The organism is Pseudonocardia sp. (genome assembly GCF_050250275.1).
In the GTDB taxonomy this organism is placed as follows: Bacteria; Actinomycetota; Actinomycetes; order Mycobacteriales; family Pseudonocardiaceae; genus Pseudonocardia.
The window spans coordinates 1-22660 of record NZ_JBFWOY010000037.1 but is presented as its reverse complement, the minus strand read 5'-3'; the positions used below and the strand labels follow the sequence as shown (position 1 = coordinate 22660).

The window sequence follows — 22660 nt, the reverse complement described above, 5'->3', positions numbered from 1 at the left end:
ACCCCGGTCAGGCGACGACCTGGACCGGTTCACCCCTGCTCAGCGCGGCGAAGAACGCCTGCGCGGCCGCCTTGGACAGGTGGATGCAGCCGTGCGACTGCTGGGACAGGCTGCCCTGGTGGAAGGCGATGCCGCCGTTGAAGAACACCGAGTACGGCATCGGGGCGTTGTTGAACAGGCTGCTCTTGTGGTTGATGTTCTTGAACGTCACCGCGAACATGCCCGGCGGTGTCCGCCACCCGGGCCGGCCGCTGGTGATCGGCACGGGCCCGTAGGAGACCTTGCCGCCGTCGACCAGCCACGCCTTCTTCGTCGACAGCTGCACGCAGGCCGAGACGGTCGCCCTGCAGGGTGTCCCGGCCGCGAGGCCGACCGGCGTGACCGGCTTCGCCGTGGTCCTCGACGGGGGCGCGGTGGCCGTGGCGGTCGTCGTCGTGGTCGCCGGGACCGTCGTCGACGGCACGGTCGTGGCCGCGACCGGCTGCTCGGCCGAGGACGGCGCCGCGGGCGGGACCCGCTGCGGGAACGTCGACGGTTCGGCGCCTGCGCGGGCGCACCCGGCGAGCACGACCGCGCCCGTCAGCAACGCGAACATCACCCGAAACGTGCGCATCCCGCACCCCCTGTCACGGCCCCCGGACGCGGGATGATCACACCATGTCGACCCGCCCCGATCGTGTCGCCGAATGCTCACGATTCGGTCACGTCGGGGCGGATCGGTCCGTCGGGCGACGGGGTCAGGGCAGCGGCGGGGATTCCGGGCGCTCGACCGAACCCAGGTCGATCGACGAGTACTCGCGCAGCTTCGTGAGACGGTGGTAGCCGTCGATCATCCGGACCGTGCCGGACTTCGAGCGCATGACGATCGACTGCGTCGTGCAGCCGCCCGCGCCGTACTGGACACCCTTGAGCAGGTCGCCGTTGGTGACGCCGGTGGCGCAGAAGAACACGTTGTCGCCCCGGACGAGGTCGTCCGTGCCCAGCACCCGGCTGAGGTCGTGACCTGCTGCGATGGCCTTCTCGCGCTCGGCGTCGTCGGTCGGCCACAGCCGGCCCTGGATCGCGCCGCCCATGCACTTGAGCGCCGCCGCGGCGATGATGCCCTCCGGCGTGCCGCCGATGCCGTACAGCATGTCGACGCCGGTGTTGGGGCGCGCCGCGGAGATCGCGCCCGCCACGTCGCCGTCGGAGATGAAGTTGATGCGCGCACCCGTGGCCCGGACCTGCTCGACGATCTCGGCGTGCCGCGGCCGGTCGAGGATGCAGACCGTCACGTCGGCGACGTCGTAACCCTTCGCCCTGGCCACGGCGCGGATGTTCTCCCCGACGGGCGCGGTGATGTCGATGGCGTCGGCGGCCTCCGGGCCGACGGCGATCTTCTCCATGTAGAACACGGCCGACGGGTCGAACATGGCGTCGCGCTCGGCGACCGCGAGCACCGCGAGGGCGTTGGTCATGCCCTTGGCCATCAGCGTGGTGCCGTCGACCGGGTCGACGGCCACGTCGCACCACGGGCCCTCGCCGTTCCCGACCTCCTCGCCGTTGAACAGCATGGGCGCCTCGTCCTTCTCGCCCTCACCGATCACGACGACGCCCCGCATCGACACGGTGCCGATCAGCTGCCGCATCGCGTCGACCGCCGCGCCGTCGCCGCCGTTCTTGTCGCCCCGCCCGACCCAGCGTCCCGCGGCCATGGCGGCCGCCTCGGTGACGCGGACGAGCTCCATCGCCAGGTTGCGGTCGGGCCGCATACGCTGCTCGGTGGTCATGGGGGCGCCTCCAGGGGTCGGGGGTGTCGGATTCGATCCTCGCAGATCGGTGGCCCGCGACGGCCGGTCCAGGGCCTGAGACGATGGTGACGTGAGCAGTGCACCGCCACCCGACCCGCAGCGTCCCGAGCCCGACCGCACCGGCGACGGGACCGACACCCACTCGGCCGGCGACGATGCGGCGACGTCCGGGACCGGGACCGCACCGGAGCAGGCCGCTGCAGGTCAGGAGGCCTCCGCGGCCGCCGCCGGGTCCGGCGGGACCGACGTCGAGGGTGCGCAGGTGCGGGCGCGGCGGCCCGTCGACACCGGGTCGGCGCCCCCGGCCAAACCGTCGCGCGGCGCGCTGTCGGTGCGCGACATGCTCGTCGCGATGGGTGTGATCATCGTCGTCGCCGTGCTGTTCACCAGGTCCTGCTCCTTCAGCCCCGGGGGCCCGACCATCGACCCCGGATCGGCCCCGGTCGTCGACGCCGCCGCGCGGCTGCAGGACGCGGCGCCGTTCACCCCGTTCGCGCTGCACGTCCCGAACGTCCCGGACAGCTGGCGGGCCAACTCCGTCGACTCCGGTCCGGTCCAGGGCGGCGGCCACGCGGTACGGGTCGGCTACCTCACCGACGGCGGTGCCTACGTCCGGCTCGTGCAGAGCGACGCCTCGGAGGAGGACCTCGTCGCCATCGAGGCGGGCGGCCCGCAGACCGCGACCGGCACCGTCGACACCGCGGGCCTCACCTGGGTCACCTACCGTGTCGGGCCGCGCTCCGAGGCGATGTGGGTGGCCCAGCTGCCGTCGGCGGACCCGCCGTCCCGGCTGCTGCTCACCGGCAGCGGCACCGACGCCGACTTCCGCACGCTCGCCCAGGCCGCCGTCGACGGCCGGCAGCTCCCGGTGGGCCGCACGCCGTCCTGACCCCGCCCGGTCAGTCGTCCTGCCCGCGAGCCTCGTCCAGAGCCTTCTCGACGCGTTCGCGCGCCCCGGCCAGGCGCTCCTCGCAGCGCCGGGCCAGCGCCTCACCGCGCTCCCACAGCGCCACCGACTCGTCGAGGCCCAGGCCGCCGACCTCCAGCGCGCGGACGACGTCCGCCAGCTCGTCGCGGGCCTGCTCGTAGTCCAGGCTCTCGACCGGGGGCCGTGCGTCGCTCATGACGGGTCATCCTGCCGGGCGGCGCCGTCCCCGACGACGCGGGCCGTCACCGCCCCGTCGGCGACCCTGATCCGGACCCGGTCACCGTCACCGACCTCGTCGGTCGCGCGGAGCACGGGCCACGCGATGCCGCGGCCCTGCGCGTCCTGCGCCTCGTCGGGCACCCGCTGCACCACCGCGTAGCCGCGCGCCAGCGTCGCCGCCGGGCCGAGCGTGGTCAGCCGGGCCCGCAGGTGCTCGACCTCCGTGGCCCGTGCGGCGAGCCCACGCTCGAGCGCGGCACGGGTGCGGTCGCGCAGCCGCTCGATCTCCTCGTGCCGCGACTGCATGGCGCGCAACGGGTCGGCCAGCACCGGCCGGGCGCGCAGCGCGGCCAGCAACCGCTGCTCGCGGTCGACCCACCCGTGCAACGCCCGCCGCGCCCGGTCGCGCAGCCCGGCGATGCGGGCGCTCTCCTCGGCGAGGTCGGGTACCAGCCGGCGGCCCGCCTCGGTGGGGGTGGAACAGCGCAGGTCGGCGACGTGGTCGACCAGCGGGGTGTCCGGCTCGTGCCCGATCGCGGACACCACCGGTGTCCGGCAGTCGGCGACCGCCCGGCACAACGTCTCGTCAGAGAACGGCAACAGGTCCTCGACGCTGCCCCCACCCCGCGCGAGCACGATGACGTCGACGTCCGGGTCGCGGTCGAGCACCCCCAGCGCCTCCACGATCTGCGGCACGGCCAACGACCCCTGCGTCGCGGTGTGCTCGACGCGGAAGCGCACCGACGGCCAGCGCGCCGTCGCGTTGCTGACGACGTCGTGCTCCGCCGCCGACGCCCGCCCCGTGATCAGCCCGATCCGCGCAGGCAGGAACGGCAACGGACGCTTGCGCGCGACGTCGAACAGACCCTCCGCGGCCAGCAGCCGACGCAGCCGCTCGATCCGCGCCAGCAGCTCACCGAGACCCACCGCCTGGATGCGGTCGACCCGCAGGCTCAACGTCCCGCGCCCCAGGAAGAACGACGGCTTCCCGTGGACGACGACCCGGTTGCCCTCCGCCACCGCGGGCCCGCCCTCGCGGACGAGCGCGACCGGGCACGTCAGCTGCAGGGACACGTCGGCGGCGGGGTCGCGCAGCGTCAGGAACGCCGTGCCCGTCCCGGGCCGGGCCGTGACCTGCGCCAGCTGCCCCTCGACCCAGACGGCGCCGAGCCGGTCCACCCACTCCGCGATCTTGCGCGCGACCGTCCGGACCGGCCACGGCGACTCGGGCGAGGTCGGGGCCCCGCTCACTCCTCGGTGACGGTGACGATGCGGTTGCCCAACATCGTCACGTACGGCGGGCGGTTGCCGTGGCTGATCTCCCACTGCAGCAGGGAGCGCAGCTCGTCGGCGCCGAGCCGGCGCAGGTGGCCCCGCAGCTGCGGGATCGTCATGGCCGTGTAGCCGGGGAGGACGGCGGGGCCGTCGCCCACCGCGTCGGCGGACACGTCCGCGGTCCCGGCGCGCTCGGTCTCGGCGGCGATCTCCGCGGCCGGGTCGGCGACGTCGATCGGGTCCGACGGGTCGGCAGGCAGGTCGACGCCCGTGGCGCCTACGGCCGGGGTAGCCGGACGCGGGCCGGTCGCGGAGCGGCCTGCCGCGCGGGCATCGTGGTCGGCGGGACCGTCCTCGTCGAACGTCGCACGGCCGCGCATCGACGTGACCGACGCGCCGTTCGTCGCCGCCGGCTCGTCCTCGTCGAACGTCGCCCAGCTGGGGGTCTCCGGGACCGGGCGCAGCGCACCCAGAGCGCGGTCGCCCTTGATCGCCAGCTCGGTGACGCGCTGCTGCACCCGCATCGACGCCTGCAGCGCCTGGCTCACGGCCGTCACCGGCAGTTCGGTGACGAGTCGGGGCAGGTCGCGGGCCTGCTCGACGGCGGTCGCGACTAGGCCGGCGGCGATCCGCACCGGCATCGGCAGCGGCTTCATGACCGCATCATCCCCTGCGACGGCGGGTGCGTCACCTGGGGGAGGTGCTGGGCCGGTGCGGCACGGGGCCCGCCGAGCCGGTACCGGTCGCGGCTCGGGCCCGCGCCGCCCGCTCGCCCCGTGTCAGAGGCCCCGACCCCAGGCCCCGACCCCCAGGTGCCGGCCCGTCGACGCGCGGCGGCCGGCCGCGCGACGTGCTGCCGCCGTGCGTGGCGGGGCCCCGCGCGTCCCGACCCGTCACCGGGACGCCGGTCGGCGACGGGTCTGGGTCACGTCCGGCGGCCGGGTCGCGGCCGCGCCCGTACCCTGGGGGCATGTCCGGACCCGAGACCAAGCGAGTTCTGCTGGCCAAGCCGCGCGGATACTGCGCCGGCGTCGACCGGGCCGTCGAGGCGGTCGAGCAGGCGCTGGACAAGCACGGCGCACCGGTCTACGTCCGCAAACAGATCGTGCACAACGTCCACGTGGTGCAGACGCTCAGCGAGCGTGGCGCGATCTTCGTCGACGAGGCCGACGAGGTGCCGCCCGGCTCGATCGTCGTCTTCTCCGCACACGGTGTCTCGCCCGCCGTCCGCGACCAGGCCAAGGAGCGCGAGCTCCGCACCATCGACGCGACCTGCCCGCTCGTCACCAAGGTCCACGGCGAGGTCAAGCGGTTCGCCCGCGAGGACTACGACATCCTGCTGGTCGGCCACCGTGGCCACGAGGAGGTCGAGGGCACCTCCGGCGAGGCCCCGGACCACGTGCAGCTCGTCGACTCGGTCGCCGACGTCGCCTCGGTGACGGTGCGTGACCCGGAGAAGGTCGTGTGGCTGTCACAGACCACCCTGAGCGTCGACGAGACGATGCAGACCGTCGAGGCGCTGCGCGAGCGGTTCCCGACGCTGCAGAACCCGCCGAGCGACGACATCTGCTACGCCACGCAGAACCGGCAGGTCGCCGTCAAGGCGATGGCCCCGCGGTGCGACCTGGTGCTGGTGGTGGGGTCGGCCAACTCGTCGAACTCGGTGCGGCTCGTCGAGGTCGCCCTCGCCGCCGGCGCCGGCGCCTCGTACCTGATCGACTACGCCCGTCAGATCGACGACAGCTGGCTCGACGGCGTCCGGACGGTCGGCGTCACGAGCGGTGCGTCGGTGCCGGAGGTGCTGGTCCGCGGCGTCCTCGACCACCTCGCCGAGCGCGGCTGGGGCGAGGTCGAGGAGATCACGACTGCGGAGGAGACTTTGACGTTCGCGCTTCCCCGCGAGCTGCGCCCGAGCCGCGTCGCTCGCTGACGGCTCCCGGCCGCGCCACCCGCTCCGCCGGGGCCACCTCCGCGGCCTCGGCTTCGAGCCGCTTCTCCCGGGCCCGCTCGCGGGCGCGGTCGGCGACGGTCTGACCCGGCTTGCGGCCGTCCCGCTTGATCCGGCCGGAGCCGCCCGTGGGGCGGGCCGCCGCCTTCCCGGTGGGGGTGCGGGCGGTGGTGGCGGTGCGCGCGCTCGCCGTGGCGCGGCGCAGGCGCAGCTCGGGGTCGTCGTAGCGCTGCAACAGCAGCCGCCCGACCCCGATGGCCACGACGACCGCCGTGGTGGTGGCCATCGTCGGGAACGAGTTGATCAGCGGGGCCCCGATGAGCAGCAGTGTCTCGGTCATCCCGCCGCCGGAACGCGGCGGCCCCACCAGCAGCACGATCACCGGGACGAGCACCGCGACCAGGAGCGGCGGCTGCACCATCGGCCCGAACAGGCTGCGGCGGCGCACCCACATGACGGCGAGCAGGCAGCCGAGGAAGAACCCGATCTTGAAGACCACGCCGACCGTGCCCACGCGCAGGACGTCGATCAGCACGCCCAGCCCGGTGAACGCGACCGCGACCCCCAGCGCGGCGAGCGGGGGGATGCCGAGCACCGTGCCGATGATCGAACGGTCGGGCATCGGCCACTGCGCACCTGCCCCCGCGGCGCCCGACGAACCCGTGGCGGGGCGGCCCGACGAACGGACGCCGGCGGGTCGGGGTGAGGTCACCCTCCCACGTTAGCCCGGGATCCGCCGTCCTCGTCGCCGACATGCGGCCTGGGGATCTCGCGTGTGACCTCCCGGGGGACATCGCGCGCGCCGTCGCGTCCGTCGCGTGAGGACTCGCGCCCCAGCTCGTGCAGCGCGATCAGCGAGTCGGCCGCCGAGGCGACGAGCTCGGGCGCGGCGACGGTCCGCGGCGCGCGGTCGACCTGCCCCGGCGCGACGAGCTCCTCGTCGGCGACGCGGAGCTCGGTGAGCTTGCGTGCCGTGACCAGCACGCGTGACTCCAGGGAGGACACCGTCTGGTTGTAGCTGGTGATCGCCGTGTCGAGGCTGCGGCCCAGCTTCGCGACGTGGCTGCCCATGGTCGCGAGCCGTGAGTGCAGCTCCTTGCCCAGCTGGTGGACCTGGGCGGCGTTGCGCGCCAACGCCTCCTGCCGCCAGGTGTACGCGACCGTGCGCAGCAGCGCGATCAACGTCGTCGGCGTGGCGATCACGACATTGCTCGCGAACGCGTGCTCCAGCAGCGACGGGTCGGACTGCAGCGCCGCCTCGAGGAACGGGTCGCCCGGCACGAACAGCACGACGAACTCCGGCGACGGCTCGAACGCGGCCCAGTAGCTCTTGGCGGACAACGAGTCGACGTGCTGGCGCAGCTGCCGGGCGTGCGCGGCGAGACGCTCGGTGTGCACCTGCGGGTCGCGGCTCTCCACCGCGTCGAGGTAGGCCGCGAACGGCACCTTCGCGTCGACGACGATCTGCTTGTCGCCCGCCAGGTGCACGACCATGTCGGGGCGGACACCCGCGTCGGCGTCCCCGCCGGTGCCGGTGGCGCTGACCTGGGTGTCGAAGTCGCAGTGCTCGACCATGCCCGCGAGCTGGACGATCCGCTCCAGCTGCAGCTCACCCCAACGGCCGCGCACCTGCGGCGCCCGCAACGCGTTGACCAGCTGGCGCGTCTCGCTCTGCAGCTGCTGCGACGACCGGTGCATCGCGACGACCTGCTCGCGCAGCCCGGCATAGGCCGACTCGCGGTCCTTCTCCACCGACCGCAGCTGGCCCTCTACACGGGCGAGGGTGGCCGTCATCGGGTCGATCAGCTTGTCGAGCGCCGCCGCCCGCGCCGCATCGTCACCCGCGGCCTTCGCGGTGAGCGCCGCGGTGGCCTCCTTGATCCGACCCTCGGCCAGCGCGACGAACTGCTCGTTGTTGCGCGCCAACGCATCCGCCGACAGGGACTGGAACGACTCCTTCAGCTCCGCGTCACGGCGGGTGAGCAGCTCCTCGCGGGCGAGGCTCGCCTCGCGCTCGCTGCGCAGCGCGGCGCCGCTGGCCGCCGCCTCGCTCTCCGCGCGGCGCAGGCGTTCGACCGCCGTGTCGACCTCTTCGGACAGATCCTCGATCCGCTCCAACAACCCGGCCCGCTCGGCGCGCAACGCCGCCGTGTCGGCCCGCGCGGTGGCCGACACCTCCGCGACCCGGCGCGCCGCCTCCGCCGTGGCCACCTTGTGCCGCGAACCGAGGAACAGCCAGGCCACGCCGCCGCCTGCCAGCAGCCCTACGAGCAGGCCGATGAGCAGCACGTTCAGCGCGGTCACGAGATCCACACGGTCAGGGTGCACCCCGCGTCCGACAGATCCGGCCAGGCACGCCGGTCACCCGTCGGAGTGCACGGTCGACGGTGCCCGGACGTCGGCGAGCGGTCGAACAAACGGTCGAACCGGGTCAGGCGGCCTTCGCCTCGTGGTCCAGCAGGGCCCGCTTGACGTCCACACCCCAGCGGAAACCGCCCAGCGACCCGTCGAGGCGCAACACCCGGTGGCACGGGACGAACAGCGCCGCGGCGTTGCGTGCGCACGCCGACGCCGCCGCGCGCACCGCCGCCGGCCGACCCGACCGCGACGCATACTCGGTGTAGGTCACCGGATCGCCTGCCGGCACCGTCCGCAGCACGTGCCACGCGTGCTCCAGGAACTCGCCCGACCGCTGCCGCACCGGCACGCCGTCGATCACACCCACGTCACCGTCGTGATAGGCCGTGACGGCCTTGCCGACGGGGCCCAGATCGGTCACCCGCCGCGCCTCGGCGGGGCGCAGCGACGGGTGGATCAGCGGCAGCAGGTCGTCGACCTCACCGGTCCAGCCGGACGCGAGGACCGCGCCGTCGTCGTCGACGACCGCGGTGAACGGACCGAGCCGGGTGTCGAGGGTGGACCAGGTGCTCATGACGTCTCCTTGGCGGGGGTGGGGCGCGGCGAGGAGGCGCGCCAGAGATGGGTGGCGGCGTACGACCGCCAGGGGCGCCAGCGTTCGGCGTGTGCGGTCAACGCGGCGTGGTCGCAGGGGAGGCCGAGCGCCGCGGCGCCGCGGCGCACCGCGAGGTCCTCGACCAGCAGCTCGTCGGGGTCGCCGAGCAGGCGCATCGCCAGGTAGCCCGCGCTCCAGGGACCGATGCCCGGCAACGCGAGCAGGTCGGCGCGCAGCGCGGCGGGGTCGCGGCCGGGGTCGAGCACCAGGTCGCCCGACGCCACCGCCGCGGCGAACCCGACGACCGACGCCGTACGCCGCGCCGGCCCGGTGAGGACCTCGGCCCCGCGCTCGGCAACCGTTGCGGCCGTGGGGAAGAGCAGGGTCGGGCCGTCGTCGTCGGCAGGGTCGTCACCCTCGGGGAGCGCGTCGCCCAGCGCCGCGACCAGCCGCGACGTCGTCGTCCGCGCGCCCGCCACCGACACCTGCTGGCCCAGCAGCGTGCGCATCGCCAGCTCGAACGCGTCGACGGTGCCCGGCACCCGCACCCCCGGGACCTCCGCGACGGACGGCGCCAGCGCCGGGTCGGCGCGCAGCACCTCGTCGACCGCGACCGGGTCGGCGTCGAGGTCGAGCAGGCGCCGCAACCGCGCCACCGCGGGCCCGAGGTCACGAGGATCGGTGGGGCGCAACGTCGCCGTCACGTGCAGGGCACCGTCGGGGAGATCCAGCGCGACCGTCGCCGGACCGTGCGGCAGCCGCAGCGTCCGCCGGTAGCAGGTGCCGTCGAGGGTCTCGACGCCGTCGATCGCCCGGCCGTGCAGGAAGGCCAGCAACCCGGCCGCGTCGAACGGGAGCCGGTGCGGCAGCCGCAGCACGAGCGCGCCCGCGACCGGCGTCGGCCGCCGCCCGCCCCGCGTCGCCGCCTCGGTGCGCAACGTCCGCGGCGACACCGCGTACACCTCGCGGACGGTGTCGTTGAACTGCCGGACGCTGGCGAAGCCCGCGGCGAACGCCACGTCGGCCATCGGCATCGTCGTCGTCTCGACGAGAATGCGCGCCGTGTGCGCCCGATGCGCCCTGGCCAACGCCAGCGGGCCCGCCCCCAGCTCGCCCGTCAGCACCCGGTTGAGATGGCGTTCGGAGTAGCCCAGCGCCCGCGCCAGACCGGGCACCCCCTCCCGCTCCACGAGACCGTCGCCGATCAGCCGCATCGCACGGCCCGCCAGGTCGGCGCGGCAGTTCCACTCCGGCGACCCCGGCACCGCGTCGGGCAGACACCGCCGGCACGCCCGGTAGCCGCGCTGCTGCGCGGCCGCCGCCGTCGTCAGGAACTCGACGTTGCGGCGCAACGGCGTCGTCGCCGGGCACGACGGACGGCAGTAGATGCCCGTCGTGCGGACCGCGGTGACGAACTGACCGTCGAACCGCGAGTCGCGGGACGCGACAGCGCGGTAACAGAGGTCCTGGTCGAGTGGCACGACACCGATCGTGCCAGCGTCACCGACACAGGTTCCGGCGGGAATCGGACACGAGCGTCAGGCGCCGGTCACCGCCCGCACATCGGACCGTTCAGATAGCCGTTCGCGCACGCGAAGCGCACCCGATCGTCCATCGACGAACCCGCCGACGGCGGCGCCACCCGCGACCGTGACGCCGACGGCGCCGACGACCGCTGCTCCTGCCGCTCCCGCGACGTCGGTGGCGGCGGCGGAGTCTGCGTCGTCGACGCGGCATCGGTGGCGCGCCGCGGCGCCGGAGCCCGGGTCTGCGCAGGCACGAGCGGCGGCATCCCCGGGTCGTCCAGGACCGGAGCGGGCGCGTCGACCGTCGGCAGGACCAGCGACGACCCCGGCGGTGACGGTGCGAACCGCGGCAGCGCCACCGCGCCCTCGGGGCTGCCCGTCAAGGCCACCGCCGCAACCGTGGTCACCACGAGAGCCGCGGTGACCGCCCCGGTGAGCAGGACGCGAGAACTCGGGACACGCACCACGACCGCCGATCCTCGTCCAACACCCGCATTGGTCTCTCCGGCCCATCGTATTGCGACGAACGGTGGTGTCGGAAGGTCACGTGACGGCGGCGACTACCCTGGTCGGTCGTGTCCCTCACCCTCGGCATCGTCGGCCTCCCGAACGTCGGCAAGTCGACCCTGTTCAACGCGTTGACCCGCAACGACGTGCTCGCCGCCAACTACCCGTTCGCCACGATCGAACCCAACGTCGGCGTCGTTCCGCTGCCCGACCCGAGGCTGGACAAGCTGGCCGAGATCCACTCGTCGGCCAAGGTCGTACCCGCCGTCGTGTCGTTCGTCGACATCGCGGGCATCGTCAAGGGCGCGTCCGAAGGCGCCGGGCTGGGCAACAAGTTCCTCGCCAACATCCGCGAGTCCGACGCGATCTGCCAGGTCGTGCGCGTGTTCGCCGACGACGACGTCGTCCACGTCGACGGCCGGATCGACCCCGCCGCCGACATCGAGACGATCGCCACCGAGCTGATCCTCGCCGACCTCCAGACCCTGGAGAAGGCCGTCCCGCGCCTCACCAAGGAGGCGCGCATGCAGAAGGACCGCCGCGCCGTCCTGGAGGCCGCCGAGGCCGCCGTCGAGATCCTCAACGGCGGCACGACGCTGTTCGCCGCGGGCGTCGACAAGGAGCCGCTGCGCGAGCTGTCACTGCTCACCACGAAGCCGTTCCTCTACGTCTTCAACGCCGACGAAGGTGTCCTCACCGACGACGCGAAGCGCAAGGAGCTCGCCGACCTCGTCGCCCCCGCCGACGCCGTCTTCCTCGACGCCAAGGTCGAGTCGGAGCTGCTGGAGCTCGACGAGGAGTCGGCCCGCGAGCTGCTGGAGTCGATCGGCCAGGCCGAACCCGGCCTCTACTCCCTGGCCCGCGCCGGCTTCCACACCCTCGGCCTGCAGACCTACCTGACCGCCGGGCCCAAGGAGGCACGGGCCTGGACGATCAAGCAGGGCGCCACCGCCCCCCAGGCCGCCGGCGTCATCCACACCGACTTCGAGCGCGGCTTCATCAAGGCCGAGATCGTCTCCTACGACGACCTCGTCGCGGCCGGGTCGATGGCCGCCGCCAAGGCCGCCGGCAAGGTCCGCATGGAGGGCAAGGACTACGTCATGGCCGACGGGGACGTCGTCGAGTTCCGGTTCAACGTCTGATCCCGCGGCCGTCGGTCACGGCGACCCCGCGGCCACCAGCCTCGACGTGATCGGGTCGAGCGCGTCCTGCAGCTCGGCGAGCTCGGCGGCGGACAACGCGGAGTAGGGCGGCGCGGCGAGCTCGTCGGTGAGGGCCTCGATGCGGCGCTTGGTCTCACGGCCGGCGTCGGTGAACCGGCCCTCGCCGTCCACGAGTCCACGCTCGCGCAGGCCCGCCATGACCGCGGCCAGACGCGCCCTCGGCAGGTGGTGGACCCGGCCGAACGACTCGGCCGGGTAAATGTCCATGTCGAGCGCGCTGAGGATGTGGGCCTCGGTGCCGCCGATCTGCGCGCCCAGCAGCGCCGCGACGTGCCCGTCGCCGCGGTGCTCGCGCAGCATGGTCGCGGAGTGCCACAGCCGGTCGAGCGGGTCGCTCGGGACCGGCAGCGTCCGCATCGCCGCGTACATGACCCGGCCGTCGGTCGGGGCGGACGTCGCGGCCTTGGTGGTCAGGTCGGCGGCGCGGACCAGGCCGGGGGAGCCCGCCAGCTCCTCGCCGAGGATCCGGCGCAGGGCCGTCACGCTGCCCCGCTGCCACGCGGCGCGCGACACCTCCGGCGCGACCGTCTCCCACGCGCCGGGAATGTGCCGCGCGGCCTCACCCTCGGCGAAGCTGTAGAAGGCCGCGTGCACGACCTCCGCCGGGACCCGTCCCAGCGGTGCGGCCCGGCTCGCGAAGTAGCCGTCCCAGTAGGTGCGGTGGCCGAGCGCGGCCAGCTCCTCGTTCGGCTCGTCGGCGAGGTAGGTGACCAGGCAGATCGGCTCCAGGAGCTCGAACATGCGGCGGGCGGTGCTCGCGGTGGGCATGGCGGGTAGACGTCTCGCGCGCCGCGAACTCATCTGTGAGCCCCGGATCCGGTGCTCATGCCGCGCGGGCCGCCGGGGCACCGCTCGGCCCCGCGATGTGACGGACCGTCACGATCCGTGGGATCCACGCGGACAGGGGAGACACGATGACACCGGACCGGGAGTCGTGCGCGTCGATCACCAGCCCGTGGCCGATGTACATGCCGACGTGGCGCGGGTTGCGCGGCGACCCCAGCGAGCCCGGGACGAGCAGCAGGTCGCCGGGCGCGACGCGGGACACGTCGACGGGGGAGCCCGCCGTCTTCTGGGTCACCGTCCCGGCCGGGACCGGGACGCCCGCGGCGGCCCAGGCGGCCGTCATCAGGCCCGAGCAGTCGAAGGTGTCGGGCCCCTTGGCCCCCCACACGTACGGGCGGCCGATCTTGGAGATCGCGTAGCCGACCGCGGCGCGCTGGCGGGGGTCGGCGGGCAGGGTGAAGCCGGGCGGGACCCGGTCCTTCGCGACGCGTTGCGGCGACCCGGGTGCGCCGCCCCGCGACGGCGCGTCCTCGACCGCGCGGGCCGGTGCGACGTCGGCAGCGCCCTGGTCGGCGCAGCGCAGGGTTGCGGACGCGGCGGCCCGTGGATCGCCGGCGGCGACCTCGCCGGGGCCCGGCCACAGGTACGTGACCAGAGCGGCGGCGGCCTGTTCGGCCGGGGCGTAGCGCTGCGGGTACGCCGAGCGCTGCACCGTCTGCGCCGCCGTGCCCGGCGCCATCGTGGCCCAGTCAGGCACCGCGACGAGGCGGTCCAGGAACGTGGCCGTGGCCAGCGCAGGGTTGAGCACCGTCTCGGGCGGACCCCAGCCCTGCGAAGGCCGCTGCTGGAACAGGCCCAGCGAGTCGGCGTGACCGTGGGAGACGTTGCGCAGCTGCGACTCGACGATCGCCGTGGACACCGCGACGACCGCCGCCCGCCGCGGCAGCTGCCGCGACACCACGACCTGCACGATCGTCTGCGCGTTGTCGGTCTGCTCCGCCGACCAGGCCCGGTCCCCGAGCTGCCGGGCACCGCCACCGGGGCCACCGTCGCCGGCGCAGCCCCCGGCGAGCGCGCCCCCGGCAACCGCGACCATCGCGACGCCGGTGAACAGCGTCGTCGACGCCGCCAACCACACCGCGACGGCCACGAGCACCGCCACCCGCGAGCGCGACCGCCTCATCGGCCGGCCGCGTCGAACAGCGTGCGTGCCGGGGGCCGGAACGTCACAGCGCTGAGCAGGCCGTTCGACTCGTCGACGAAGGTCGTGACGGCCGAGACCGTGCCTGCGCCCGTGGCCGGGTCGAACCCGCTCAGCCACGGACCGCCCGACACCCCGGGCGTCATCGCGCAGCGCATCTGCAACGCGCCGAACGCGGCCCGGCTGACCGCGACACCCGGGCTCGTGCAACGACGCAGGGTGCGGCCGTCGAACGGAGCCGCCGCGGGATAGCCCAACGCCGTCATCGGCGTGCCCGCGGCGACCGCCCCGAACGCGATGCGCTGGGCCCCCACGACCTCCTGCACCGTCCGCCCATCGACCTCGCCGAGCCGCAGGAACGCCACGTCGTGGGCCGGATCGCCCGACCCGACCCACCGTGGGTCGACCTCGACGCGCTCCACCGGCCAGCTGCCGAACGGCGCCCGGTCGCCGTCACGTCCCGGGGTGAACCCGGTGACGGCCAGCGGCCCGGCGGCGCCGGGCGGCAGCTCCAGCGGTGACCGCGCGGGCCGGTGGACGCAGTGCGCCGCTGTGACGGCCACGCCGCCGCTCCGGGACTCGACGACCGTTGCCGTGCACGAGGTCCGGTCGGTACGCAGCTGCCCGACCGTCGCCGAGCGCGGTGCCCGGAACGGGGCGCCGCTCGCGTCGCCGCCGCCGATGTCCGCGACGGCGGTGAGGACCGCTGCCGGGGGAGGCCCCGCCACGGCGTGCATCGTCGGGGTGATCGGGCAGGAGACGACCGCGGCCAGTACCGCCGCGACGAGGAACCCGGCGCACCGGGCGGTCACCGGTCGCCGCCGCGTCGCCCGAGGCCCCCGCCGGTGACCGTGGGGATCACTCCGGTGACGTTGTCGAGCAGCGTCACCCCGTCCCGGCCGCCGGGCGGCCGGTCGCCCTCGCCGAAGGTGTTGGCGCGGACGGTGACCGCGGCGAGGGAGCCGGTGTTGAACGTGATCCCGCCGCGGCCGTTCCCGCCGATGCGGTTGCCGGTGACGGTGACCTCGGACAGGTCCCCGCTGGACTCCACCCAGAAGTCGATCCCGGCGCCCGCGTTGTCGCGCACGACGTTGTCGCTGACCGTGATCCCGGCGAGCCGCCGCGTCCGCGACCAGTCCTCGACAGCCAGCCCGATCCCGGACTTGCTCGCCTCGGTCGCGCCCCAGACCTCGTTGTCGCGCACGGTGATGTCGTGGGCCGAGTCGACGTAGATGTTCGGGCCCCGGTTGCCCCACACCCGGTTGTGGTGGACGACGCCGTCGGCGGCCTCGTACTTCGCGTCGATGCCCTCCTCACCGTTGTCGTGCACGGCCGAGCCCACGATCTCGAACGTCGTCGTCCCGACGATGGAGATCGCCTCGTTGCTCGCGTCCGTGCCGCGCGCGTTGTTGCCATGGACCTCGCATCCGTCGACGAGCACGTGCGAGCCGCCGGACAGCACGATCCCGCCGTCGGCGGAGCCCGCGACCTCGCAGTCGCGCAGGACGACGTGGTCGACCCCGTCGCCGTACACACCATGGGTCGACGACCCGCGCACGTGCAGCCCGACGAGCCGGACCCAGGAGCGGCCGTCGAGACCGACGAGCCCGTTGCCCGAACCGGGTTCGCCCTCGACGACGACGTCGGCGCCCGGTGCGGCGGTGATCGTCAGCCAGGCACCCGGAGCCCCGTCGCGGGTGACGGCGAAGCCGGGATAGGTGCCGGTGGAGACCTCGACGGTGTCGCCGGGAGACGACGCCTCGACCGCGGCGGCGATGTCGCGGAACGTCCCGCCGGAGCCGACGGTCAGGGTGCGGCCGCCGCCGGGAGCACCGTCGTCGATGCCGTGGCCGGCCTCGGCGCCGGTGCGGTTCACGCGCCCACCCGGCTCGGCGGCCGCTGCGTCGGCCGGCGTGCGGTCGCGTGGATCGGCGCAGTCCCGGGTGGTCGTCGGTCCGATCCCGGCAGCGGTCAGGGCCTCGTGGATGGCGTGCGCGCGGGGGTCGGAGGAGCCGGAGGTGGTGGCGGCGAGCTCGGCCGCGGTGACCTGCCAGCCGCAGCGCGGTGGCGTCGCTGCGGACGCCGTGCCCGGTGCGACGACGACGGCGACCGCTACCACGACGACCAGCAGCGCACGGCCCCTCATCGGGCGATCCCGACGGGGCGGCCGTTGACCCGGGGCGTCGTCCGGGTGGGCGCGCGCAGCGGGGCGTCGGTGTCGAAGAGGCGCTGCTCGGTGGGCGACAGGACGGTCTGCACCTTGCGGCCCGGGTGGTTCTCGATCTTCCACAGCGCCCGCCCGCGCCGTTCCATCGCCCATCCGGTGGTCGCCTCCTGCTCGCGCTCGGACAGCGCGAGCACGGCGGCCAGCTCGTCGGCGACCCGCGTCGACTGGCCCAGCAGGATCCGGGTCGAGCACAGCGACAGCAGGTCCTTGGCGATCGCGACCTCCTGCGACCCGGCCTCGCCGACCGACAGCAGATCCGACGGCTTGTGCATGACCAGCAGTTGGATGCGGCGCTCGGCCCGGGACAGCCGCAGATCGGAGTCGACGGCCTGCACCGCGCGCAGCCCGAGGCGCAGCTGCCGCCACACCTCGTCGCGCACGACGATGCGGACCTCGCCGTCGTCCTGCAGATCGGTGATCATCGACGACCACGAGCCCAGACACGTCAACGCGACCGCGACCGCCTGGTCGCCGCGTGAACGCAGCCGCGACAGGTCCAGGGACTGGATCGGCGCGTCCCAGTCGAGGTCGACGTTGGTGGGGGCGTCGAACAGGCCGGCGAGCGGCCCGTGGACCAGGTTGGACAGGGCGTCGGTGATCAGTCGTGTGTGGTCGAGGAACTCGCGTTCCCCGGCGAAGCGGGCGTGCCGCCACAGATCCGGACCGGGATCGGCGAGCGCACGCGCGACATCGGGGATCGTGATGGGGCGCAGCCGGTCCACGGCCACGTCGAGTCCTGCGTCGCCACCCACGAGGCGACGCAGGACGACCGTGAGCACCAGCTCGTCGGTGACCGTCGGGCTGTAGCCCTGCGTCTCGGCGAGCGCGGCGAGCAGCCGCGTCCAGCGGGCGAGGATCCCCGTGAGCTCCTCGCGCCTGCGCGCGGCCGACCAGCCGGGCCAGCGCGCGGCGAGGGGGCCGAGGTCGAGGGCGTTGAGCCGTGCGGCGCTGCCGGTGCCGAGCTCCACCGGGGTGATACCCAGCGCGCGCAGCAGGGGCGTGTACTCGCCCTTGACGTCGCCGGACACCAGCGTCCTGATGCCGAACAGCATCATGCGCAGGCAGAACGCGACCACCGTCGACGACTTCCCGCGGCCCGGCTCACCGAAGACGACCATGTTCGGGTTGGTCGCGAGGCCGCGCAGCAGCCACTCGACGGGATGGCAGTAGAACGCGCTGCCGGACAGCGCGTCGTAGCCCATCCGGGCGCCGACCGCCGGCACGGCGTCCGCGGCGAGCAGCGGGAACAGTCCGCCCACCTCACCGGTGGTGGCCCGGTACACCGGCACGCGGGAGGCCGCCTCGACCGCGGCCCATCCGTGGCCGGGTTCGGCGCGGCCCCGGCGCGGGACCCGTGGTCGCGCGGCCCGCTCGCGCCGGTCCGGCGCACCCACCGGGGCCGCGGAGTCGTCGCCGTGGACGCCGTCACCGAACGTCGAGAGCAGGTCGCGGGCCCCACGACCCGCGTCGGACCTGCGTCGGGACCGCCTGGTCATCCGTCCAGCCCTCCCCGCAGCCGCGGCAGCCCGATGCCGACGGGCAGCACCGCCGCGACGAACGCCGAATCCTGCGCGAGCTCCAGACGCAGCAGCCGGAACCGGCCGGACGCGTCGTTCTCCAGGCGCGCCGCGTGGTCCTCGACGTCGCGGTCGGCCGGGACCGTCACCGACGCCGCGACGGTGAACCGCACCATCGACTGCCCCGCGTCGACCGCCGCCTCCTGGTCGCGGGCACCGTCGGAGCGGCGTCGGTCCGACGCGGTGTCGCCGACACCGCGCGCGGCCCGCCAGTCACGGGTCGCCGTGCTCCGGAACCGGCCCGCCCGCACCGCCCGCGCCGCTGCCCGGGCGGACAGGGCCTCGTAGTGGATCGCGACCGTCCGCCGTTCCCCGGTGCTGCGTGCGGCCAGCAGCGGCCCGAGCGACCCGAACACCGTTCCCGTCGACGGCATGACCACCGCGTAGGAGATCGACGAGAAGCCGTCGTGGTGGTAGGCCCGTGCGGTGGGCGGCGGGGCGAACGCCGGCCCGGCCAGCGCCGGCGGATGGCCACCACCGGCGCGGGCGAGCGCGGTCGCCGCGGCCGGGTTGAAGCCAGTCCGGATCGCCGCGGCCATCCCGCTGCCCGACAGCCAGCTCACCGACCGCACACCCAGCGTCGTCAACGCGTCGTCGAGCCCGTCGAGCACCCGGTAGAGCACGCTCGCCCGGCCCCCGATCCCGCCGCCCGCCGCAGCCGCCGGGCGGCGCAGCGCCGACTCCGGGCCCGACACCGTCACGAACAGCTCCGTGCGTACCGACGCGGCCCCGATCGTGCGGTCGAGCTCGTCGGCGGCCTGTCGCGCCAGGGGCGGTGCGGCGGCCGACTCGTGCAGCGACCGCCACAGCCCGTACTCGACACCGTCGTCGGGAACGGTCCTGACCAGCAGCGACAGCCGGTCGACCACCTCGCGTCGCCCGATCGCGACCAGCAGGTGACCCAGCCGGGCCGCGAGCCGCTCGCACTCCGCGTCGGTCAACATCCCGACGCCCGAGTGCCCGAGCCGGGCCGTGGCGCCCCAGCGGCCGTCGCCGGTGTCGTGGATCAGGCACAGCCGGCCCTGGTCACGGAACGGCGGACCGTCGGGGAACTCGACGCGGGCGAGGACCCCCGGGAGGTCCGGTTCGCCGGGCGGGCCGGCGAACCCGGCCGCGGCCCTCGACTGCCAGAGCGACCAGCGCATCAGCACTCCTGTCCGGAACGAGACGAGATCGGCGAGCCAGCGCGCCGCCGGACGGCCGCGAACGGGGACGACGACGAGCACGCCGAGCAGCGCGGCGACGGGGAGCAGGCCGACGACCTGGCCCCACCGGCCCGCCGCGAGCGCGAACAGGACGGGCACGGCGAGCACGAGGCAGGCGAGGGCCTGGGGCAGCGTGAGGCCGAGGACCCAGCCGCCGCGTTCGCGGCCGTCGAGGTCGCGGTAGACGCGCGGCGCGGCGACGTCGTCGGGGATCCGCGCCGTCACCGGGCGGACCTGACGTCGGCGACGAGGACGTCGCGGAGAACGGGCCGCTCGGGACGAACCGACGGCGGCCGCTCGGTGTAGGGCGTCGAGGGCACCGCGGCGGCCCCGTCGAAGCGGGCGGTGTGGCTGTTCTCGGCCGCCGTCCCCGCGGCGAGGACCTCGTCGGGCTCCGGCGAGGTCCTCGCCGCGCCTGCCCTCAGCACCACCCCCGACGCCGTCCCCGGCTCGACGAAGGCCAGCAGCCGGAACACCCCGAACGGGCACAGCAGCGCCACCAGCAGCACACCCGCCGCGGCGAGCAGACCGCCCAGGCCCACCGGTTCACCGAGCATCGCGGTGCCGGCGACCAGCACCAGCGCGAGCGCCGGCTTCAGCAGCACCGCCGCCGCGGTCCACCGCAGCGCGCGCCACAACCAGGCCGTCGTGCTGCGGGTCATGAGCCCGGCGGCGGTCAGCGGGAGCGTCGCCACCAGGACGAGGACCACGACCTGACGGAACACCGCCTGCAGCAGGAAGCCGATCGCGGCCGGGACGATCGCGAACGCCGACACGATGCCCAGCACGACCGAGCGGGCGGTCGCGTCGACGTCGGATCCCAGGTCGGGGGTCTCGGTCAGCACCTGCCCGAGGGGGCCGCTGTCGAGCAGTCCGCGGAACCCGGTGACGCCGGCCCCTTCCTGCAACAGCAGCCGGGTCAGACCGTCGGCACCCCCGAGCGCGACGGTGACCACCCCGACGCTCAACGCGCACGCCACGCCGAAGGCCAGCGGACCGGTCGCGATCCGCCAGAACCCGACACCACCGCGCAGCACCGTCACACCCAGCTGCCAACAGAACAGCCCGAGCGCCACCAGGCAGGCGACCCACATCAGGGTGCCGCCCAGCGCTGCGAGCGGCGACGAGGCGGCGTCCGCCGCGAGCGCCCCGTCGACCAGGTCGAGCGCGGTGCGCAGCAGGTAGAGGGCGGCCGTCCAGAGCGCTTTCATGATCGAGGCGAGGATCGTGTCGAACGCCTTCCCGATCGCGACGTCGATACCCGGCATCAGACCGCCACCAACGGCAGGTAGCCGGCGTCGAGCGCCTCGTCTGTGCCCGGCCAGGCCACGGTCGCGGCGGCGGCCTGGGCACCCGGGCTGATCCGCCACGCGTCGCCGATGCGGCGCATCGCCTGACAGTCGGCGCCGCCGGAGCTGATCGGGACACCGTTCGCGACGACGTCGACCTGCCCGAGCACACACACGACGACGTAGCGGCCGCCGTCGGCGGCGCCCTTGACCAACCCGGCCATCGGGGTGAACGTCATCGACAGCTCGGGGACCACGCCGCTGCGCGGCAGTCCCGCGGCCGCCCGGATCCGGACCAGGCCGCGGTGCATCACGGTCGACTCGACCTGGGGCGCGCCGGGCTCGGCGACCGCGCCGTAGGCCAGCGCGTAGGCCTGCGGATCGGCGCCCCGCAGGCCGACACCGGTGAGCTCGGTGAGCTGCGCCAGCGCACCCTCCGGCGACGCCGGGAACGGACCGGCGGGCAACGTGATCGCTGCGGCGGGCGTGCGGGTGCTCGACGTGCGGGGCTGGGCCGCGGAGTCGGGGAGCAGCGGCATCGGACGCGTCGCGAGCACGGTCTCGGCGGCGAGGTCCCACGACGGGTCCCACGACGGGTCGTGCGCCGGTGCGGGCCCAGCTGCCGGGTCGGTGTCCGCGCCCAGCCCGAGGAGCACCGACACGAGCCCGATGAGCAGCAACGTCGTCAGGACTCCGAGCGCCGCGACGAGCAGGCCGCCGCGCCGGCGCGACGGCGGGGGCGTGGCGAGCTCGCTGACCACGGGAGCGCTCACCGGAGCCTCCGACGGACACCGACAGTGGTGCCGGGCAGCAGGTTCCACCTGGTCAACAGGGGTGCCACGGCGTCGAGCAGGCGGTGGGGCAGCAGCTCGGCGGTGACGCCCGCGACCTGGACCTCGTCGTCGTGCGGGAGGAACACGGCTGTCTCCGTCATCGGTTCGAGCCGCCGGCCCGCCGCCCCGGCCACGCCCGGCGGCCACCGCTTCGCGCCGACGACGACCAGCTGGTACGGGTTGACCGCCGCCCCGGCGCCGACCCACGGCTCCAGACGCGCCAGCACCTGCTCGGCGTGCCGCAACGACGGCCGCGTCGGACGCACCACCAGCAGCGGCCGCTGCGCCGGGGTCCCGAGCCGCAGCCAGCCACCCGGCCCGGCCAGCGGGTTGGCGGCGGCGCGCCAGCCGTCGTGCCCGACGTCGACGACGGTGACGTGCAGCGGGTCGAGCTCCGGCAGCCACTGCGGGGGCGGCGGCACCATCCCCGGCGTGATCACCGGCAACGTGCTCTCCAGCCGGGTCAGCAGCGCCTGCCCACGCCACGAGAAGCGCAGCGCCAGGTCCGGGGTCAGCTCCGAGGTCCACGGTCCCTCGACCTCCGCCGCCGCGGCGAGACCCGACCGCGCCGGGTCGGCGGCATCGACGAGCAGCACACACCGGCCGGCGAGCTGGAGGGCGTCGGCCAGCGCGGCGGCGACCACCGACGCACCCGCTCCCGGCGACCCCGACAGCACCGGGATCAGCGCGCCGAAGCCGTCCCAGCTCACCGGGGCGGTGGTCCCGGGGGGCAGGTCCAGCGCCGTCATCGCCGCGGCCGCGGCGCCCATCCGGGTGGCCGTCGACATCGGGTCCGGCGCGCTTCCGGCGACGTACCCGCGTGCCGCGGCGGCGGTCGCCTCCTCGACGTCCACACGGTCGACCGGCACCGGGCCGGCGCCGCGCCGGGTCGCGGCGCCGAGCGCGGCGGTGAGGTCGGTGACCGTCGCCGGGGGGCCCGGTCGGCTGCCGACGACGAGCCTGCGCACCGGCCCGCGCCGTGACGACCGCACGGCCGGGCCCGCGACCGGCGGCTCCTGCCACTGCGCGGTCACGACAGGCCGAGCTTTTTCCTGAACTTGATCACAGAGCGTATCTCCCGGGCGTGTTGTGTGGCCCGGTCGGGGATGTGGGGATCGCGGTGGTTCATCTGGTTGCCTCCGGGATGACGGGCATGCCGAGGTTGGTGATCTT

General features: G+C 74.8%; 22 protein-coding genes. 3 read left to right on the top strand and 19 right to left on the bottom strand.

Translation table 11 applies throughout. The features are described 5' to 3' along the window. Nucleotides 1-7 precede the first annotated feature (7 nt). Together AB7F12_RS26815 and glpX are read right to left on the bottom strand one after the other, a co-directional pair. On the bottom strand, nucleotides 8-613 hold the full coding sequence (locus AB7F12_RS26815) for a L,D-transpeptidase family protein (protein ID WP_428501471.1): 606 nt from the start codon (nucleotides 611-613) through the stop codon (nucleotides 8-10). Nucleotides 614-737: 124 nt separating this feature from the next. After that, nucleotides 738-1769, bottom strand: coding sequence for a class II fructose-bisphosphatase (glpX, locus tag AB7F12_RS26810; protein ID WP_428501470.1), 1032 nt, complete (start codon nucleotides 1767-1769; stop codon nucleotides 738-740). A 91-nt stretch (nucleotides 1770-1860) separates the two neighbouring features. Between glpX and AB7F12_RS26805 the strand changes: the two genes are divergently transcribed. Beyond that, a complete protein-coding gene (locus AB7F12_RS26805; protein WP_428501469.1) occupies nucleotides 1861-2679 on the top strand; it encodes a DUF4245 domain-containing protein in 819 nt (272 codons plus the stop codon). 10 nt (nucleotides 2680-2689) lie between these two features. Here AB7F12_RS26805 and AB7F12_RS26800 read toward each other — a convergent pair whose 3' ends face one another. Genes AB7F12_RS26800 through AB7F12_RS26790 form a run of 3 tightly spaced genes read right to left on the bottom strand, consistent with a single transcriptional unit; the run spans nucleotide 2690 to nucleotide 4868 of the window. Further along, entirely contained in the window at nucleotides 2690-2914 is a 225-nt protein-coding gene (locus AB7F12_RS26800; RefSeq protein WP_428501468.1) for an exodeoxyribonuclease VII small subunit, read from the bottom strand. Further along, complete coding sequence (gene xseA / locus AB7F12_RS26795; protein ID WP_428501467.1) at nucleotides 2911-4188, bottom strand: exodeoxyribonuclease VII large subunit; 1278 nt, start codon at nucleotides 4186-4188, stop codon at nucleotides 2911-2913. The genes AB7F12_RS26800 and xseA overlap by 4 nt, the downstream gene beginning before the upstream one ends. Continuing rightward, complete coding sequence (locus AB7F12_RS26790; RefSeq protein WP_428501466.1) at nucleotides 4185-4868, bottom strand: lipid droplet-associated protein; 684 nt, start codon at nucleotides 4866-4868, stop codon at nucleotides 4185-4187. The genes xseA and AB7F12_RS26790 overlap by 4 nt, the downstream gene beginning before the upstream one ends. A gap of 314 nt (nucleotides 4869-5182) precedes the next feature. Between AB7F12_RS26790 and AB7F12_RS26785 the strand changes: the two genes are divergently transcribed. After that, nucleotides 5183-6142 (top strand): 4-hydroxy-3-methylbut-2-enyl diphosphate reductase, encoded by a 960-nt coding sequence (locus tag AB7F12_RS26785; protein ID WP_428501465.1) that lies wholly within the window; start codon nucleotides 5183-5185, stop codon nucleotides 6140-6142. Here the strand turns inward: AB7F12_RS26785 and AB7F12_RS26780 are convergent. The 5 genes from AB7F12_RS26780 to AB7F12_RS26760 form a co-directional block, all read right to left on the bottom strand. Beyond that, a complete protein-coding gene (locus tag AB7F12_RS26780; RefSeq protein ID WP_428501464.1) occupies nucleotides 6072-6782 on the bottom strand; it encodes a DUF6542 domain-containing protein in 711 nt (236 codons plus the stop codon). The two genes, AB7F12_RS26785 and AB7F12_RS26780, sit on opposite strands and share 71 nt — an antisense overlap. A gap of 86 nt (nucleotides 6783-6868) precedes the next feature. Continuing rightward, nucleotides 6869-8473, bottom strand: coding sequence for a DNA recombination protein RmuC (locus tag AB7F12_RS26775; protein ID WP_428501463.1), 1605 nt, complete (start codon nucleotides 8471-8473; stop codon nucleotides 6869-6871). Nucleotides 8474-8591: 118 nt separating this feature from the next. Next, a complete protein-coding gene (locus AB7F12_RS26770; protein WP_428501462.1) occupies nucleotides 8592-9092 on the bottom strand; it encodes a methylated-DNA--[protein]-cysteine S-methyltransferase in 501 nt (166 codons plus the stop codon). Beyond that, nucleotides 9089-10594 carry a DNA-3-methyladenine glycosylase 2 family protein gene (locus AB7F12_RS26765; protein WP_428501461.1) on the bottom strand — a complete coding sequence of 502 codons (1506 nt, stop codon included), beginning with the start codon at nucleotides 10592-10594 and terminating at the stop codon, nucleotides 9089-9091. Before AB7F12_RS26765 ends, AB7F12_RS26770 begins: the two co-directional genes overlap by 4 nt. Before the next feature lie 68 nt (nucleotides 10595-10662). Continuing rightward, nucleotides 10663-11106 (bottom strand): hypothetical protein, encoded by a 444-nt coding sequence (locus tag AB7F12_RS26760; protein WP_428501460.1) that lies wholly within the window; start codon nucleotides 11104-11106, stop codon nucleotides 10663-10665. Nucleotides 11107-11214: 108 nt separating this feature from the next. Between AB7F12_RS26760 and ychF the strand changes: the two genes are divergently transcribed. Continuing rightward, complete coding sequence (ychF, locus tag AB7F12_RS26755; protein WP_428501459.1) at nucleotides 11215-12288, top strand: redox-regulated ATPase YchF; 1074 nt, start codon at nucleotides 11215-11217, stop codon at nucleotides 12286-12288. Nucleotides 12289-12303: 15 nt separating this feature from the next. Here the strand turns inward: ychF and AB7F12_RS26750 are convergent, their stop codons facing one another. Genes AB7F12_RS26750 through AB7F12_RS26710 form a run of 9 tightly spaced genes read right to left on the bottom strand, consistent with a single transcriptional unit; the run spans nucleotide 12304 to nucleotide 22521 of the window. Continuing rightward, nucleotides 12304-13137, bottom strand: a complete 834-nt coding sequence (locus AB7F12_RS26750) for an SCO6745 family protein (RefSeq protein WP_428501458.1) — start codon at nucleotides 13135-13137, stop codon at nucleotides 12304-12306. Between the two features lie 55 nt (nucleotides 13138-13192). Then, nucleotides 13193-14338 (bottom strand): C40 family peptidase, encoded by a 1146-nt coding sequence (locus AB7F12_RS26745; RefSeq protein WP_428501457.1) that lies wholly within the window; start codon nucleotides 14336-14338, stop codon nucleotides 13193-13195. Continuing rightward, a complete protein-coding gene (locus AB7F12_RS26740; RefSeq protein WP_428501456.1) occupies nucleotides 14335-15168 on the bottom strand; it encodes a trypsin-like serine peptidase in 834 nt (277 codons plus the stop codon). Before AB7F12_RS26740 ends, AB7F12_RS26745 begins: the two co-directional genes overlap by 4 nt. Then, nucleotides 15165-16502 (bottom strand): right-handed parallel beta-helix repeat-containing protein, encoded by a 1338-nt coding sequence (locus AB7F12_RS26735; protein WP_428516990.1) that lies wholly within the window; start codon nucleotides 16500-16502, stop codon nucleotides 15165-15167. Before AB7F12_RS26735 ends, AB7F12_RS26740 begins: the two co-directional genes overlap by 4 nt. Beyond that, nucleotides 16499-18079, bottom strand: a complete 1581-nt coding sequence (locus AB7F12_RS26730; RefSeq protein WP_428502570.1) for an ATP-binding protein — start codon at nucleotides 18077-18079, stop codon at nucleotides 16499-16501. Before AB7F12_RS26730 ends, AB7F12_RS26735 begins: the two co-directional genes overlap by 4 nt. Continuing rightward, nucleotides 18076-19590 (bottom strand): SCO6880 family protein, encoded by a 1515-nt coding sequence (locus AB7F12_RS26725; RefSeq protein ID WP_428502571.1) that lies wholly within the window; start codon nucleotides 19588-19590, stop codon nucleotides 18076-18078. The genes AB7F12_RS26730 and AB7F12_RS26725 overlap by 4 nt, the downstream gene beginning before the upstream one ends. Further along, nucleotides 19587-20633, bottom strand: a complete 1047-nt coding sequence (locus AB7F12_RS26720; RefSeq protein WP_428502572.1) for a hypothetical protein — start codon at nucleotides 20631-20633, stop codon at nucleotides 19587-19589. Before AB7F12_RS26720 ends, AB7F12_RS26725 begins: the two co-directional genes overlap by 4 nt. Then, nucleotides 20633-21427, bottom strand: a complete 795-nt coding sequence (locus tag AB7F12_RS26715; RefSeq protein WP_428502573.1) for a hypothetical protein — start codon at nucleotides 21425-21427, stop codon at nucleotides 20633-20635. The genes AB7F12_RS26720 and AB7F12_RS26715 overlap by 1 nt, the downstream gene beginning before the upstream one ends. Beyond that, on the bottom strand, nucleotides 21424-22521 hold the full coding sequence (locus AB7F12_RS26710; RefSeq protein WP_428502574.1) for a hypothetical protein: 1098 nt from the start codon (nucleotides 22519-22521) through the stop codon (nucleotides 21424-21426). Before AB7F12_RS26710 ends, AB7F12_RS26715 begins: the two co-directional genes overlap by 4 nt. Between the last annotated feature and the right edge of the window lie 139 nt (nucleotides 22522-22660).